The 16,243-nt window shown below is 54.6% G+C and carries 12 protein-coding genes; 8 read left to right on the top strand and 4 right to left on the bottom strand.

All coding sequences use genetic code 11. The annotated features are described in order from the left end of the window. Positions 1-23: 23 nt before the first annotated feature. Genes ABLV11_RS26710 through ABLV11_RS26700 form a run of 3 tightly spaced genes read left to right on the top strand, consistent with a single transcriptional unit; the run spans position 24 to position 4,753 of the window. Positions 24-1,385 carry an MFS transporter gene (locus tag ABLV11_RS26710; RefSeq protein WP_348856042.1) on the top strand — a complete coding sequence of 454 codons (1,362 nt, stop codon included), beginning with the start codon at positions 24-26 and terminating at the stop codon, positions 1,383-1,385. A gap of 18 nt (positions 1,386-1,403) precedes the next feature. After that, positions 1,404-3,752 (top strand): glycoside hydrolase family 3 C-terminal domain-containing protein, encoded by a 2,349-nt coding sequence (locus ABLV11_RS26705; protein WP_202030209.1) that lies wholly within the window; start codon positions 1,404-1,406, stop codon positions 3,750-3,752. A gap of 26 nt (positions 3,753-3,778) precedes the next feature. Then, positions 3,779-4,753, top strand: coding sequence for an AraC family transcriptional regulator (locus ABLV11_RS26700; protein ID WP_004101380.1), 975 nt, complete (start codon positions 3,779-3,781; stop codon positions 4,751-4,753). On the opposite strand, the gene cobO is transcribed toward ABLV11_RS26700, so the two are convergent. Together cobO and ABLV11_RS26690 are read right to left on the bottom strand one after the other, a co-directional pair. Then, on the bottom strand, positions 4,725-5,315 hold the full coding sequence (cobO, locus tag ABLV11_RS26695) for a cob(I)yrinic acid a,c-diamide adenosyltransferase (RefSeq protein ID WP_004101381.1): 591 nt from the start codon (positions 5,313-5,315) through the stop codon (positions 4,725-4,727). The genes ABLV11_RS26700 and cobO overlap by 29 nt on opposite strands. Beyond that, positions 5,312-6,073, bottom strand: a complete 762-nt coding sequence (locus ABLV11_RS26690) for a YciK family oxidoreductase (RefSeq protein WP_004101383.1) — start codon at positions 6,071-6,073, stop codon at positions 5,312-5,314. Before ABLV11_RS26690 ends, cobO begins: the two co-directional genes overlap by 4 nt. A gap of 254 nt (positions 6,074-6,327) precedes the next feature. On the opposite strand from ABLV11_RS26690, the gene sohB reads away from it, so the two are divergent. After that, positions 6,328-7,374, top strand: a complete 1,047-nt coding sequence (gene sohB / locus ABLV11_RS26685; protein WP_016808521.1) for a protease SohB — start codon at positions 6,328-6,330, stop codon at positions 7,372-7,374. 54 nt (positions 7,375-7,428) lie between these two features. Here the strand turns inward: sohB and ABLV11_RS26680 are convergent, their stop codons facing one another. Continuing rightward, a complete protein-coding gene (locus tag ABLV11_RS26680) occupies positions 7,429-7,680 on the bottom strand; it encodes a YciN family protein (RefSeq protein ID WP_004101388.1) in 252 nt (83 codons plus the stop codon). 409 nt (positions 7,681-8,089) lie between these two features. On the opposite strand from ABLV11_RS26680, the gene topA reads away from it, so the two are divergent. The 4 genes from topA to acnA all read left to right on the top strand — a co-directional run bounded on the left by topA (position 8,090) and on the right by acnA (position 15,472). After that, positions 8,090-10,687 carry a type I DNA topoisomerase gene (gene topA, locus ABLV11_RS26675; protein ID WP_004101389.1) on the top strand — a complete coding sequence of 866 codons (2,598 nt, stop codon included), beginning with the start codon at positions 8,090-8,092 and terminating at the stop codon, positions 10,685-10,687. A gap of 327 nt (positions 10,688-11,014) precedes the next feature. Continuing rightward, positions 11,015-11,989 carry an HTH-type transcriptional regulator CysB gene (cysB, locus tag ABLV11_RS26670; protein WP_004101390.1) on the top strand — a complete coding sequence of 325 codons (975 nt, stop codon included), beginning with the start codon at positions 11,015-11,017 and terminating at the stop codon, positions 11,987-11,989. 245 nt (positions 11,990-12,234) lie between these two features. After that, the gene (locus ABLV11_RS26665; protein ID WP_004101391.1) at positions 12,235-12,402 is read left to right on the top strand and encodes a YmiA family putative membrane protein; all 168 of its coding nucleotides are present in this window, start codon (positions 12,235-12,237) and stop codon (positions 12,400-12,402) included. Positions 12,403-12,799: 397 nt separating this feature from the next. Continuing rightward, on the top strand, positions 12,800-15,472 hold the full coding sequence (gene acnA, locus ABLV11_RS26660; protein WP_016808523.1) for an aconitate hydratase AcnA: 2,673 nt from the start codon (positions 12,800-12,802) through the stop codon (positions 15,470-15,472). 63 nt (positions 15,473-15,535) lie between these two features. Here the strand turns inward: acnA and ribA are convergent, their stop codons facing one another. Beyond that, a complete protein-coding gene (gene ribA, locus ABLV11_RS26655; protein ID WP_004101393.1) occupies positions 15,536-16,126 on the bottom strand; it encodes a GTP cyclohydrolase II in 591 nt (196 codons plus the stop codon). Positions 16,127-16,243: the final 117 nt, after the last annotated feature.

Below are 16,243 nucleotides of genomic sequence, written 5' to 3'. Positions count from 1 at the left end.
ATTACAAAAACAGGTAGCCTAAAATGGATACAGCAGGAAAACTATCGGCAAGCTATGTGGTTATCGGCGTTAAAGAAAAAATAGGTTATGGCTTTGGTGATTTTGCCTCTAATTTATCGTTCGGTTTTGTTTCTCTGTTCTTACTCTTTTTCTATACCAACATTTACGGCATTAGCGCCGTACAGGCGAGCCTGATTTTTGTTATTGCGCGCGTGGTTGATGCCGCTTTTAATATTCTGATTGGCTTTGCCATCGATAAAACCCACAGCCGTTACGGTAAACTACGCCCGTGGTTGTTATATGGCTCAATTCCGCTCGGCTTTTTAACGGTGCTCTGCTTTGTGCCATTCGGCGGTGAGGCAAAATTCTATTTTGCGCTGATCTCCTATACCATTTATTGCCTGGCGTATACGGCGGTGAATACGCCTTATTCGGCGCTGACTAATCGTCTGACCCAGCATGAAGCCTCCCGCTCATCGCTATCGGTATACCGGTTTGTGCTGGCGATTGTTGGCTATCTGATTGTTTCCACTACTGCCGATATGCTGATTTCCCCGTTTAGTGATAAGCAACTGGGCTACGTCTTTGCGGTCTCTTGCTTTGCGCTGCTGGCGACCTTTTTGTTCCTTGCCTGTTTCGGAATGACCAAAGAGCGCGTTGGCGAGGAAGAGGAAACTCCCGCGCCGACGCTGCGGGAAATGTTGAAGGCGGTGGCAGGCAATGCGCCGCTTATTAACCTCTCGATGTTTACCGTCTTTTTTTATATTGCCTATACCGTGTGGATGGCGATTGCTATTTACTTCATTAAATACATTATTGGCAGCGAAGGTTTTACGTCGACCTTCTTTATGATTCAGTCCGCAGCGTATATTGTCGGCACCGTTATTTCGGAAAAAATCATTGCGCTGATAGGTAAAAAGAAAATGACTCTGGTGGCGCTGTTAATCGGCATTGTCGGCGTACTTATGCAATATTTTATCGCTGGCGACAATATCTGGCTGATTATGATCGGGGTATGCTTGTATAGCATTACGCTGGGGATGGGCTTTGTTTCCATGTGGTCAATGATTGCCGATACCGTGGAATATGCCGAGTGGCACCATGGGGTGCGTACCGAAGGCGCCATCTACGGCTTCTTTAATTTCATCACCAAAATAGCAATGGCTATCGGCGGCGGCTGTGCGGGATGGATGCTGGACTATTATCACTATGACGCGGGTAACATTACTGCCAGCGCAATTAACGGTATTAACGTACTGATGACGCTATTCCCCGGCGCGATGTTTGCTCTCAGCGCCATATTTGTCGCGTGCTATTCGCTGGATGAAAAAACCTATCGCGATATTGTGCAAAAAATCAGCCTGCGTAAACAGAACGCGCTTTAACCTCAGGGAGCCAGAGAGATGAATAACGATTTTAATACCACCCTCGCCGCGATGAGCATCGAAGATAAAGTGGCGCTACTGACCGGCAGCGGCCTGTGGCGTACCGCGTCGCTGCCGCAGCACGGTATCGAAGATATCATTATGACCGACGGTACCTATGGCGTTCGCTACAGCAGCGCGCAGATTGATGGCCGGGAAAAGTGGAGCATGGATGATTTTATTTCGGTCATCACCCAAACAGCAGACCAGGCCAGCGCGGAAGAACCTACCGCGAAAGGGGGAAGCGAGGCGCTCTTCAGTACGTCGCTCCCGGCGACCTGCTTTCCTAACGGTTCCAGCCTGGCCTGTAGTTGGGACGTTGAACTGGTGCATCAGATGGGGCAGGCGCTGGGAAGAGAGTGCCAGCATATGGGGGTTGGGATTCTGCTCGGACCGGGCATTAACATCCGCCGTACGCCGCTGGCTGGTCGAGGCTATGAATATTATGCCGAAGACCCGGTGGTCAGCGGCGACATTGCTGCTGCGCTGATCAACGGTCTGCAACAGGAGGGCGTCGGCGCCAGCCTGAAACACTTTGCGGCGAACAACTCCGAGTACCGCCGTACGGAAATGGATTCGATCATTGAAGAACGGGCGCTGCGGGAAATCTACCTGGCGGGTTTCCAGCGGGCGATCACAAAATCCCAGCCGTGGACGGTCATGTCTTCGTACAATCGTCTTAACGGCGTACAAACTTCGCAGGATCCGTTTTTACTCACTCAGGTATTGCGCGATGAGTGGGGATATGACGGCCTGGTCATGTCCGACTGGTACGGTATTAAAGATCGCCCGGCATCGCTGATGGCGGGTAACGATCTGGCGATGCCGGAAACCCGCCGCGATAAACAAACTCTGCTGGCGGCTATTGAATCCGCAGAGGTGCCGATGGCGGTGGTAGACCGCGCCTGTCTACGCATGCTGAAACTGCTCGACAAGGTTCAGCGCCATCGCCGCCCGGAAACGCGAGCCGATTTCCCGGCGCACCACGCGCTGGCGCAGCGCCTGGCCGGCGAATCCATTGTATTGCTGAAAAACGAAGATAGTCTGCTGCCGCTGCATCCGGAGAAAACACCGCGTATTGCGGTGCTGGGTAAACCAGCCCAGGAGCCGGTGATCCAGGGGTCCGGATGCGCGACAACGGTGCCGTATCTGCTCGACCGCCCGCTGGATGAAATTTTCGATCTCGCCGGGGACGATTTTAGCGTCTCATGGGCCGTAGGCGCGCCGGACGATCTGCGCAGCGATGAACAGGCGCTGGCGCAGGCCTGCCGGGTCGCTCAGGAAGCTGACGTGGCGGTGATTTTCGTCAGTACCGCCGTGGGTGAAGATGGTGAAAATGGCGATCGTCAGGATCTGAATATTCTGCCGGTGCATGAACGGTTGATTCGCGAAGTGGCGGCAGTCCAGCCGAATATCGTAGTGGTGCTGGCAAATAGCGATGCGGTGGTGATGCCGTGGCTTGGCGAGTGCAAGGCGCTGCTGGAAACGTTTTTTGCCGGACAAGGAATGGGGCGCGCGGTTGCGGAAATCCTCTTCGGCCAGCGCAACCCTTGCGGTAAATTGACGGTGACGGTGCCTAATACGCTGGAGGAAACGCCGGCCTGGCTGCACTATCCGGGCGAAAACCTGCGCCATCATTACGGAGAAGGGCTTTTTGTCGGCTATCGCTATTACGACAAGCGTTGTCTGACGCCGCAGTTTCCCTTCGGTTTTGGCTTAAGCTATACCCGGTTTGCTTACGATAATATTGCGCTCTCAGCCTCCCGTGTAGGCGCAAGCGAGACGCTTACCGTTTCGTTCGATCTGACCAACTGCGGAGAGTATGCAGGCAAGGAGATAGTTCAGCTGTACGTGAGCGCGCCTCAGGGAGAGCTGATTCGCGAAGTGCAGTCATTAAAAGCCTTCAGTAAAGTGGCGCTGGCCGTAGGGGAGTGCCGCCGGGTCAGCCTGCAGCTGCCTATCGGCGACCTGGCCTGCTATCATCCTGGCCTCGGCGACTGGGTCGTGACGCCGGGGCTCTGGCAGATCCGAGTCGGCGGCTCATCGCGGGATCTGCCGCTGACGGCGGAAATCGAAGTGGACTGCCCGCAGCGGTACGTCCCGCTTCGCGATGATAATTCGCTGCAGCAGCTGATTCAGCAGCCGGAAGCTTTTGCCCGGGTAGTCAAGTTGATTGCCGATAAGAGCCAGATGCCTGCGGAACAGGTCCGTGAAAAACTGATCCGCCTGGCGCCGGATTTGTTCTGCGGGCTGCTGATTGCGCTGACCGAGTTTCTGGCGCTGGATATTGAGCGCGACGAACTTAACGCCGTGCTGACAGGGCGCTGAGCGTTGCCAATGACAGGAGAGTGCGCATGTTTCCTTTTTCAGTGACTCACCCCGGTTCACTCACGCAGAGCGGACGACAGACGGCGAACAGCGGCTACGAGCTGATTGCCTTCGATGCCGAGAAGCTGAACGTGTTTGCCGCGGAGGTTCGCTACTGCGAGCCGCACTGGCATCCGGCTCCTGAGCTGATTACCGTACTGGCAGGGCGGTTTACGCTCGCCGTCGGCCAGCAGAGCCTGGAGCTGGCGCAGGGGGACATGCTGTACATCAATGCGGAAGAGGTTCATTCCCTCAACGCGGAGGCGGCGGGCAGCCAACTGGTCACCGTTCAGTTTTCGCCCGGCCTGTTTGACGAACTTCACCCCTCGCCGCAGCTGGAATGGAGTACCTGCGGACGATCTTACACTGCGGCGGACAGTGAAGTGCATCAGCGGCTGGCGGGGTTACTGAAACAGCTGATCGACAACCCTGCGCCGTTTCAGCGTATCGCCGCCATTTATCTGTTACTGGATGCGTTAGTCTCCGCTGGCAAGCCGACGCAGCGCGGCGAAAGTTCGCTGCGCGACGAGGCGATGATCAAAAAAGGCATAGATTTTATCAATCAACACTTTGACCAGCCGCTGACGCTGAGCGAGGTCGCCTGCCATAGCGGGATGAGCTACTCCTGGTTTTCGCGGCTGTTTAAAAAGGTGAGTCGCTATAATTTTAAAGAGTATCTGACGCTGGTGCGGCTAAACAAAGCCCGCACGCTGTTGCGCGATACCCGTACGCCGATTACCGAGATTAGCCACAGCTGCGGATTTCAGGAGCATAAATACCTGATTGCCGCCTTTAATAAATACTGCGGCGTTACGCCGACCGAATATCGCAAGCGCTTCGTTTCACGGCAAAATATTGTCGAAAGCGAACTGGCTCCGGGGGAGGATTGCCTGTGTCTGCCGCTCAACCATGCGCTGCTTGAGCGGCTGGTGGCTAGTAGTCGATCCCCATCTGCGCTTTGATACCGGCATCAAACGCGTGTTTCACCGGACGTAGTTCGCTGACGGTATCGGCCAGTTCGGTAATTTCACGGTGGCAGCCGCGTCCGGTAATAATCACCGTCTGCTGCGCCGGACGGTTGCGTAACGCGGTAAGCACCTCTTCCAGCGGCAGATAGTCGTAGGCCACCATATAGGTGAGCTCGTCCAGTAAAACGAGATCGAGGCTTTCATCGGCCAGCATGCGGCGCCCGTGCTCCCAGACCGCGAGGCAGGCGGCGGTATCGCTTTCGCGATCCTGCGTATTCCAGGTAAAACCGGTCGCCATCACCTGAAACTCGACGCCGTGGGGTTCGAGCAGATTGCGCTCGCCGTTCGGCCAGGTGCCTTTAATAAACTGCACGACGCCAGCTTTCTTACCGTGCCCGACGGCGCGGGTGACGGTACCGAAGGCGGCAGTCGTTTTACCCTTACCGTTGCCGGTAAAAACGATCACGATACCGCGCTCTTCCTGCGCGGCGGCGACGCGAGCGTCAACTTTGTCTTTTACCCGCTGCTGGCGTTCGCGGTGGCGTTCATCACTCATTGTGCGATTCCTGGTTTGCGGCCCGGCTGGGCGTCAAAAGTCATTCCCGTCTTACGACGACTGTCGTCGCCCATCAGCCACAGGTATACCGGCATGATATCAGCGGGGGTTTTCAATTTTTGCGGATCTTCCGTCGGGAACGCATTGGCGCGCATTTTGGTGCGGGTGCCGCCTGGGTTAATGCAGTTGACCCGCAGATGGCGGTTTTGATACTCCTCGGCCAGCACCTGCATCATGCCTTCGGTAGCAAATTTCGACGCGGCGTAAGCGCCCCAGTTCGCACGTCCCTGGCGGCCGACGCTGGAGGAGGTAAAGACCAGCGAACCCGATTCGGATTTGAGTAATAAAGGAAGCAGGGCCTGGGTGAGCATAAAGGTGCCGTTCACGTTCACCTGCATCACCTGCTGCCACACTTCCGGCTTTTGTTGATCCATCGGGCAAACGTCGCCCAGCAGACCCGCGTTATGTAGCACTCCGTCGAGGCGCGGGTAGTGGATGGCTATTTTCTGCGCCAGCTGCTGGCACTCCTGCGGCGTGCAGGTTAACAGGTCGAGAGTAAACCAGCTGGCGGGAATGCCGCCAGCCTGCTCAATCTCTTGCGCGACGCCGCGCAGTTTCTCTTCATTGCGTCCGACCAGAATAACGCTGGCGCTATAGCGGGAATAGGTCAGGGCGGCTTCACGGCCAATGCCGTCGCTGGCGCCGGTAACCAGGATGATGCGGTCCTGTAACAGGTGACGTTGCGGTTGATAGTGCACGGCGACTCCTCGGGCGATCTGCTGACGATCGCGCTTGCTGTTCGGTATCTCACTTTTGCGCTTTATGCCTGAAAGCGCCCGCTAATGCAATCGGCGAAGCGGAAACTCTTCGCGGAATTAATATCTTGCAACGATTTCATCGTCGCTGAAAAAAACAGGAAGGCGCCTCGCACGCGACACAAAGCACAAAGACTTCTCGCCGACGGCTGATGTACACTGTGCGCCAACGTCAGTGGTTTACACAAGGTGAAAACGTGGAATTAGTTGCTCAATATGGCCTGTTTTTGGCCAAAATCGCGACCATCGTTGTCGCAATTGCGGTTATCGTCGCCATTATTGTTAACCTGACTCAGCGCAAAAAACAGCGCGGCGAGCTGCGGGTAACCAATCTTAGCGAGCAATATAAGGAGATGAAGGAAGAGCTGGCGGTTTCGTTGCTCGATGCGCCGCAGCAGAAGCTGTGGCATAAAGCGCAAAAGAAAAAGCTTAAGCAGGAAGCTAAGGCGTCTAAGGCGCGGGCGAAGCTGGGAACGCCTGAGCCGGACGCCAAACCGCGCGTCTGGGTGATCGATTTTAAAGGCAGCATGGATGCGCATGAAGTCAGCAGTCTGCGCGAAGAGATCACCGCGGTCCTGGCGGCGGCAAAGGCGCGCGATCAGGTGGTCATTCGCCTCGAAAGCCCCGGCGGCGTGGTTCACGGCTATGGTCTTGCCGCTTCACAGCTGCAGCGTCTGCGCGACAAACAGATCCCGCTAACGGTGGCGGTAGATAAAGTCGCGGCCAGCGGCGGTTATATGATGGCCTGCGTGGCGAACAGAATCGTCTGTGCGCCGTTTGCTATCCTTGGCTCTATTGGCGTCGTCGCGCAAATCCCGAACCTTCATCGCTTCCTGAAGAACAAAGATATCGATATCGAGCTGCATACGGCAGGCCAGTACAAACGTACCCTGACGATGCTGGGCGAAAATACCGAAGAAGGGCGACAGAAGTTCCGCGAAGACCTCAACGATACCCATCGACTGTTCAAAGATTTTGTTCACCAGATGCGTCCCGAACTCGATATTGAACAGGTAGCCACTGGCGAACATTGGTACGGCGTTCAGGCGCTGGAGAAGGGGCTTGTGGATGCGGTGGAAACCAGCGATGAGCTACTGTTGGGTCTGATGGATAAACACGAGGTGATCGGCGTGCGCTATCAGCAGCGTAAGAAAATGCTCGATCGTTTTACCGGTAGCGCCGCGGAAAGCGCTGATAAACTCCTGCTGCGCTGGTGGCAGCGCGGGCAAAAACCGCTGATGTAATCCAGACAACGCGAGGCTTCGGCCTCGCGTTTTCGTCAGGGTCGGGCAGAAGTGTTAATCCGCCAGGTGATACTTATCAGACAGTTCGTGCGCGAGGTATTTAAACATATTAAATACCGCCGTACTTTTCGCCGTGGGCAGTCCTTGCTCATCAAGATAAAACTCGCCGCTGAACACCAGCACGCCGTTACGCTGCACGACGTCGGTGGCCTCGATCCCGGCTAACGTATCTTCATGTTCGCGAATGAGTTTGTTGGCTTTTTCCAGAAGCGTCTGGCGATCGATGGGTTGGGTTGTACCTTGCATAAATGCCTCCTGTGATTCTTCGCGGGTAGTCTACGCCGCACGACGGCGAGGGGCAAATTTTCCATTGATCTTACAGGGGTAATTGCAGGCACCGAATAAACATCAGTTAGTGGCGGGATTTGCTTTTGCATGCTAATAAAGTTGCGTAACGAATTTTATCAGGTACAGTGTGACGCTTTCAGCGATCTGGCAACAGATTTGCTTGACATTCGGCCAAAAATTATTCGTGCTATGTCGCCTGGCAAGAAAAAGCCAGCAAACTCAGCTATCTGGTTTTATGGATGTGAAACCGGTGCAAAGGGTTGATATCCATCGACAACGACGCAACATAGGTTGTGACGTGTCGCCAGTGGATGGTGAATCAATGTGCGATGTATTCCTGGATGAATCAAATTAGGTAAAGGTGAATATGGGTAAAGCTCTCGTTATCGTTGAGTCCCCGGCAAAAGCCAAAACGATCAATAAGTATCTGGGTAATGACTACGTGGTTAAGTCCAGCGTCGGTCATATCCGCGATTTGCCGACCAGTGGCTCAGCATCTAAAAAGAGCGCCGACTCTACCTCCACCAAAGGGGCTAAAAAGCCTAAGAAGGATGAACGCGGCGCTCTGGTCAACCGTATGGGCGTAGACCCATGGCATGACTGGAATGCGCACTATGAAATACTCCCGGGTAAAGAAAAGGTCGTTTCTGAACTCAAACAGTTGGCGGAAAAAGCCGACCACATCTATCTCGCAACTGACCTTGACCGCGAAGGGGAGGCCATTGCATGGCACCTGCGGGAAGTTATCGGTGGTGATGAACAGCGCTATAGCCGCGTGGTGTTCAACGAGATTACCAAGAATGCTATCCGTCAGGCTTTCGAAAAGCCGGGCGAACTGAATATTGACCGTGTTAACGCTCAGCAGGCGCGTCGCTTTATGGACCGCGTGGTGGGCTATATGGTTTCTCCGCTGCTGTGGAAAAAAATTGCCCGCGGTCTGTCCGCAGGCCGCGTCCAGTCGGTTGCGGTACGTCTGGTGGTCGAGCGCGAGCGCGAAATTAAAGCGTTCGTTCCGGAAGAGTACTGGGAAGTTGACGCCAGCACCACCACCCCAGGCGGCGATGCATTGCCGCTGCAGGTAACGCACAACGGCGATAAGCCGTTCCGTCCGGTAAGCCGTGATGAAACCATGGCGGCCGTCGCGCTGCTTGAAAAAGCCAGCTACAGCGTGCTGGAGCGTGAAGACAAACCGACCAGCAGCAAGCCGGGCGCGCCGTTTATCACCTCCACGCTGCAGCAGGCCGCCAGCACGCGTCTTGGCTTCGGCGTGAAGAAAACCATGATGATGGCCCAGCGACTCTATGAAGCGGGACACATTACCTATATGCGTACCGACTCGACGAACCTGAGCCAGGATGCGCTGAGCATGGTGCGCGGCTACATTGGCGATAACTTCGGCAAGAAGTATCTGCCGGAGAGCGCGAATCAGTACGCCAGCAAAGAAAACTCGCAGGAGGCGCACGAAGCTATTCGTCCTTCCGACGTCAACGTGCTGGCCGAAACCTTAAAAGATATGGAATCTGATGCGCAGAAACTGTATCAGCTGATCTGGCGCCAGTTTGTCGCCTGTCAGATGACTCCTGCGCAGTACGACTCCACCACGCTGACGGTAAAAGCCGGCGATTTCAAACTGAAAGCCCGCGGCCGTACGCTGCGCTTTGACGGTTGGACTAAGGTGATGCCAGCCCTGCGTAAAGGCGATGAAGATCGTACTTTACCGCTGGTCAATAAGGGCGACAGCCTGAGCCTGGTCGAACTGACGCCAGCGCAGCACTTTACCAAGCCGCCGGCGCGTTTTAGCGAAGCCTCGCTGGTTAAAGAGCTCGAAAAACGCGGCATCGGCCGTCCGTCTACCTATGCGTCAATCATTTCGACCATTCAGGATCGCGGCTACGTACGAGTGGAAAACCGCCGTTTCTATGCGGAAAAAATGGGCGAAATCGTCACCGATCGACTGGAAGAGAACTTCCGCGATCTGATGAACTACGACTTCACCGCGCAGATGGAAGACCGTCTTGACCAGGTGGCGAACCATCAGGCCGAGTGGAAGCAGGTGCTCGACAGCTTCTTCGGGGACTTCACTTCGCAGCTGCAAACGGCAGAGAAAGATCCGGAAGAGGGCGGCATGCAGCCGAACCCTATGGTGCTGACCAGCATTGACTGCCCAACCTGCGGGCGCAAGATGGGGATCAGGACCGCCAGCACCGGCGTGTTCCTTGGCTGCTCGGGCTATGCGCTGTCGCCGAAAGAGCGCTGCAAAACCACCATTAACCTGGTGCCGGAAAACGAAGTTCTCAACGTGCTGGAAGGCGATGACGCCGAAACCAATGCACTGCGCGCCAAACGTCGCTGTAAAAAATGCGGCACGGCAATGGACAGCTACCTTATCGATCCGAAGCGCAAGCTGCACGTCTGCGGTAATAACCCGACCTGCGATGGTTACGAGATTGAAGAGGGCGAATTCCGCATCAAGGGCTATGACGGTCCGATCGTTGAGTGTGAGAAATGTGGCTCCGAAATGCACCTGAAAATGGGGCGTTTTGGTAAGTACATGGCCTGCACCAACGACGAGTGTAAAAACACCCGTAAGATCCTGCGTAATGGGGAAGTGGCTCCGCCGAAAGAAGATCCGGTGCCGCTGCCGGAACTGCCGTGCGAGAAGTCAGACGCCTATTTCGTCCTGCGCGATGGCGCGGCGGGCGTATTCCTTGCCGCCAATACTTTCCCGAAATCCCGCGAAACTCGCGCGCCGCTTGTGGAAGAGCTGTTCCGCTTCCGCGATCGTCTGCCTGAGAAGCTGCGCTATCTGGCCGATGCGCCGCAGCAGGATCCGGAAGGCAACAAAACGCTGGTGCGCTTTAGCCGCAAAACTAAACAGCAGTACGTTGCTTCTGAGAAAGAGGGTAAAGCGACCGGCTGGTCAGCCTTCTATATCGACGGTAAATGGACCGAAGCGAAGAAATAACCTCTCCTGAGGGCCGCGTTGCGGCCCTTCATTCATTTCCCAGGTGACTGATCTCCCACGTTAATCTGCTTTTTTATCTCCCGCCTTATAACTGTCTTATTATTTTTTGTTAGTATCTATACATAGTAGATATAAATGATATAGTGGTTATAGCTAATCTCTTTTTTATTATCAAATCGTCTTATACATCATCGTCTTCAGGATACGTTGTGGCGTCTAAATGGCGAGTCGCAGAGAGGCAGAGCCAGACTGGATTGCCAGCCGGATCGTCGCCTGAACGTAAAATGTATTAAGCGGGTTCATTTTACGCGCTATCGGATATCAGCCATGAAACTACAGCAGCTCCGCTATATCGTTGAGGTTGTTAACCATAATCTGAACGTCTCCTCTACTGCCGAAGGTCTGTATACCTCACAGCCGGGCATCAGCAAGCAGGTTCGCATGCTGGAAGATGAGCTGGGAATTCAGATTTTCGCCCGCAGCGGCAAACATCTGACCCAGGTTACTCCTGCGGGCCAGGAGATCATCCGCATCGCTCGCGAAGTACTGTCGAAGGTGGATGCGATTAAATCGGTGGCCGGAGAGCACACCTGGCCTGACAAAGGTTCGCTGTACGTGGCGACCACGCATACCCAGGCGCGCTACGCGCTGCCGGGGGTTATCAAAGGTTTTATCGAACGCTATCCCCGCGTCTCGCTGCACATGCATCAGGGCTCGCCAACGCAAATCGCCGAGGCGGTGTCGAAAGGCAATGCCGACTTCGCTATCGCTACGGAAGCGCTTCATCTCTATGATGATTTGGTCATGCTGCCGTGCTATCACTGGAACCGTTCCGTGGTCGTGACGCCTGAACATCCGCTGGCGTCGCGAGAGTCGGTATCGATTGAAGAGCTGGCGCAGTACCCATTGGTGACCTACACCTTCGGTTTCACCGGTCGTTCTGAACTGGATACCGCCTTTAATCGCGCTGGTTTAACGCCGCGCATCGTGTTTACCGCGACTGACGCCGATGTGATTAAAACCTATGTCCGCCTGGGGCTTGGGGTAGGGGTAATAGCCAGTATGGCGGTCGACCCGGTTTCCGATCCGGACCTGGTCAAGCTGGACGCCAACGATATATTCAGCCACAGCACCACCAAAATAGGCTTCCGGCGCAGCACCTTCTTACGAAGCTATATGTATGATTTTATTCAACGATTTGCACCGCATCTGACCCGAGACGTGGTCGATACCGCGGTCGCTCTGCGCTCAAATGAAGATATTGAGGCCATGTTCAAAGATATTAAGTTACCGGAAAAATAACCGCAGAAAAAATGATGGCATCCTCACGGGGATGCCAAAACCTATAATGACCTGAATTTGAATATCTAAACGTTGTCTGAATCACAATTTTCGTTAACTCCTCATACCAGATTTGCAAATATACCTGTCGCGATCAAAATAATGATTAAAGATATCTGCCGGGAAGCGAATTCGCTGGATTAATAGCGCATCCATAATTAAGATTTATCTGTGGTTAGCAATTCTTAGCGATTGGTGGTGAAAAAATGATTAGTGATATCGATTATATGAAGTTTACGATGTCACAGGAACGTGACAAGACTGAGATAGATCCGGTTTTGAGAAGTAAGGCCTGGAGCGCCGTTATCCTTGGGCTTGCGATGTTCTGGAGCGTCATTGCTCTGGTTATCTGCAACGTTTGGTTTCTAAGCTAGAGCACCTGCCAGTCAAAATGGTTGTGTCAGTTTTATGACAAGTGAAATATTGAGAATAATTTCCATCTGATAAAAATAGCGGCAATAAGGAGGATATAATCTTTCTCTTTTTAGATTCGCTCAATAAATTTTCTCTATTGGACTAATCGGCAAAATAATGGCGATTAGTCCTTCTTTGTACTGGCGTACTAATACACCTCGGTTGTTGAAGTAAACGCACCTTCTTCAATGCTTCTCAATATTACCACCCTCTATTATTCAAATTTCCTGTCTTAATCCGCTTAACCAATTTTAGCAATTTGAGTTGTTATCAAAGTGTTACATCAAAGATGTGTTATCTTTAATAATGACCCTGAGGAGGATCAGGGGATGCTATCCCTAAGGTAAAGGAGGAGCTATGTCGTCAACCCTACGAGCAGCCAGCAAGGATACGCTTCAGGTTAAAGATAAAACCTGGCATTACTACAGCTTACCGCTGGCCGCCAAAGAACTGGGCGATCTCTCGCGCTTGCCCAAATCACTTAAAGTGCTACTGGAAAACCTGCTGCGCTGGCAGGACGGTGATTCCGTCACCGCCGAAGATATTCATGCCCTTGCCGGATGGCTGCAGCATGCCCATGCCGACCGGGAAATTGCCTACCGTCCAGCGCGCGTTCTGATGCAGGACTTCACCGGTGTTCCCGCCGTCGTCGATCTGGCGGCGATGCGCGAAGCGGTAAAACGCCTGGGAGGCGACACCGCCAAAGTGAACCCGCTTTCTCCTGTCGACCTGGTCATTGACCATTCGGTTACGGTAGACCGTTTCGGCGATGATGATGCCTTTGAAGAAAACGTCCGGCTTGAGATGGAGCGTAACCATGAGCGTTATGTCTTCTTACGCTGGGGACAACAGGCTTTCAGCCGCTTCAGCGTGGTGCCGCCGGGCACCGGGATTTGCCACCAGGTTAACCTGGAATATCTCGGTCGGGCGGTATGGGGCGAACAGCAAAACGGCGAGTGGGTAGCCTTCCCGGACACGCTGGTCGGTACCGATTCACATACCACAATGATTAACGGTTTAGGCGTACTCGGCTGGGGCGTGGGCGGTATCGAAGCGGAAGCCGCCATGCTTGGACAGCCGGTATCCATGCTGATACCGGATGTCGTCGGCTTTAAGCTGACCGGCAAGCTACGTGAAGGCATCACCGCGACGGACCTGGTCCTGACGGTCACTCAGATGCTGCGTAAACATGGCGTAGTAGGTAAGTTTGTTGAATTCTACGGCGATGGCCTCGATTCCCTGCCGCTGGCGGACCGTGCGACTATCGCTAATATGTCGCCGGAGTATGGCGCAACCTGCGGCTTCTTCCCGATTGATGCGGTCACGCTTGACTATATGCGCCTGACCGGGCGCAGTGAAGAGCAGGTGGCGCTGGTGGAAGCCTATGCGAAAGCCCAGGGGATGTGGCGTCAGCCCGGAGATGAACCGGTCTTCACCAGTACGCTGGCGCTGGATATGGGTAGCGTCGAAGCCAGTCTGGCAGGGCCGAAGCGTCCCCAGGATCGCGTGGCTCTCGGCGATGTGCCTCATGCCTTTGCTGCCAGCACCGAACTGGAGGTGAACCACGCGCAGAAAGATAAACGACCAATCGACTATACCTTAAACGGGCAGCAGTACTCGCTACCGGACGGGGCGGTGGTGATTGCCGCGATCACCTCCTGTACGAATACTTCCAACCCCAGCGTGCTGATGGCCGCTGGCTTGCTGGCGAGGAAAGCTGTCGAGCTGGGCCTCAAACCGCAGCCGTGGGTTAAAGCATCGCTGGCGCCGGGATCGAAGGTGGTTTCCGACTATCTGGCCCATGCAAAGCTGACGCCCTATCTGGATGAGCTGGGATTTAACCTGGTCGGTTACGGCTGTACCACCTGTATCGGTAACTCTGGGCCGCTGCCGGATCCCATTGAGCGGGCAATCAAGCAGGGCGATCTGACCGTCGGGGCCGTGCTTTCCGGCAACCGCAACTTTGAAGGACGTATTCATCCGCTGGTAAAAACTAACTGGCTGGCTTCACCGCCGCTGGTGGTCGCCTACGCTCTGGCGGGTAATATGAATCTTGACCTGACGCGTGAACCATTAGGGACCGGTAAAGAGGGTCAGCCGGTGTATCTGAAAGATATCTGGCCGAGCGGCAGCGAAGTGGCCCAGGCGGTTGAGCAGGTCTCAACGGAGATGTTCCGCAAAGAGTACGCTGAAGTATTTGAAGGGACCGCCGAGTGGAAGGCGATTAAAGTGGATCGCTCTGATACCTACGACTGGCAGGATGATTCGACCTATATTCGTCTGTCGCCCTTCTTTGATGAAATGGGCGTTGAACCTGAACCGGTGGAGGATATTCATGGCGCGCGCATTCTGGCCATGCTGGGCGACTCGGTTACCACCGACCACATCTCACCGGCGGGCAGCATTAAAGCCGACAGTCCTGCGGGGCGTTATCTGCAGAATCACGGCGTCGAACGCATCGACTTTAACTCCTACGGCTCACGTCGCGGCAACCATGAGGTGATGATGCGCGGCACCTTTGCCAACATCCGTATACGTAACGAAATGGTGCCCGGCGTGGAAGGGGGAATGACCCGCCATCTTCCGGATAGCCAGCCTATTGCTATCTACGATGCTGCAATGCTCTATAAAGCGGAGGGCACGCCGCTGGCGGTCATTGCCGGCAAAGAGTACGGTTCCGGCTCCAGCCGCGACTGGGCGGCTAAAGGCCCGCGTTTGCTGGGCGTCAGGGTGGTGATTGCCGAGTCATTCGAGCGTATCCACCGCTCCAACCTGATTGGTATGGGGATTCTGCCGCTGGAGTTTCCGCAAGGGGTAACGCGCAAAACGCTGGGGCTGAACGGCGAGGAGCGGATTGATATCAGCAACCTGCAGGCTCTACAGCCAGGTATGACGGTACCGGTCAAGCTCACCCGCGCGGACGGTAGTCAGGAGGTCATTGAGTGCCGCTGCCGTATCGATACCGCGACTGAGCTGACCTACTATCAGAACGACGGTATTTTGCACTATGTGATCCGCAATATGCTCTAAACCTGCGTCTGATATAAAAAGGGCCAGCATATGCTCTGGCCCTTTTCTTATTAATGCGGCGGATTATTTACTCAGCAGGTGGCCCATTTTCGCCGCCTTGGTATCGAGATAGTGGGCATTTTTCGGGTTGCGGCCCACGATCAGCGGCACGCGTTCGACAATGTTGATTCCGGCTTCGGTAAGGATCTCAACCTTCTTCGGATTGTTGGTCAACAGACGCACCTGTTCAACGTTGAGCAGCTTAAACATATCCGCGCACAGGGTAAAATCACGCTCATCGGCGGCAAAGCCCAGCTGATGATTAGCCTCGACGGTGTCATAGCCTTGATCCTGTAAAGCGTAAGCGCGAATTTTATTCAGCAGGCCGATATTGCGCCCTTCCTGCCGGTGATACAGCAGGATACCGCGCCCCTCTTCGGCAATATGCGACAGCGCCGCTTCCAGCTGAAATCCGCAATCACAGCGCAGGCTAAAAAGGGCATCGCCCGTGAGACACTCAGAGTGTACGCGGGCCAGCACCGGGGATTGCCCCGAAATATCGCCGAAAACCAGCGCGACGTGATCCTGCCCGGTTGCCAGTTCTTCAAAACCCACCATGAGAAAATCGCCCCATGGGGTTGGCAGTTTGGCTTCTGCCACACGTTTAAGCTGCATGTGATTCTCCAGATTCTATCAGCACCTGACTGTGCTTCTGTTTGCCGCTATTTTGCCACAACGGCGCGACGTTCTCCTAATTGCGTACGGTTACCTGCGCGCAAAGCGCACAAACGA

This window comes from Klebsiella sp. GW_Kp181 (genome assembly GCF_040062315.1).
In the GTDB taxonomy this organism is placed as follows: domain Bacteria; phylum Pseudomonadota; class Gammaproteobacteria; order Enterobacterales; family Enterobacteriaceae; genus Klebsiella; species Klebsiella oxytoca.
This window is presented reverse-complemented; position numbering and strand designations above follow the sequence as displayed.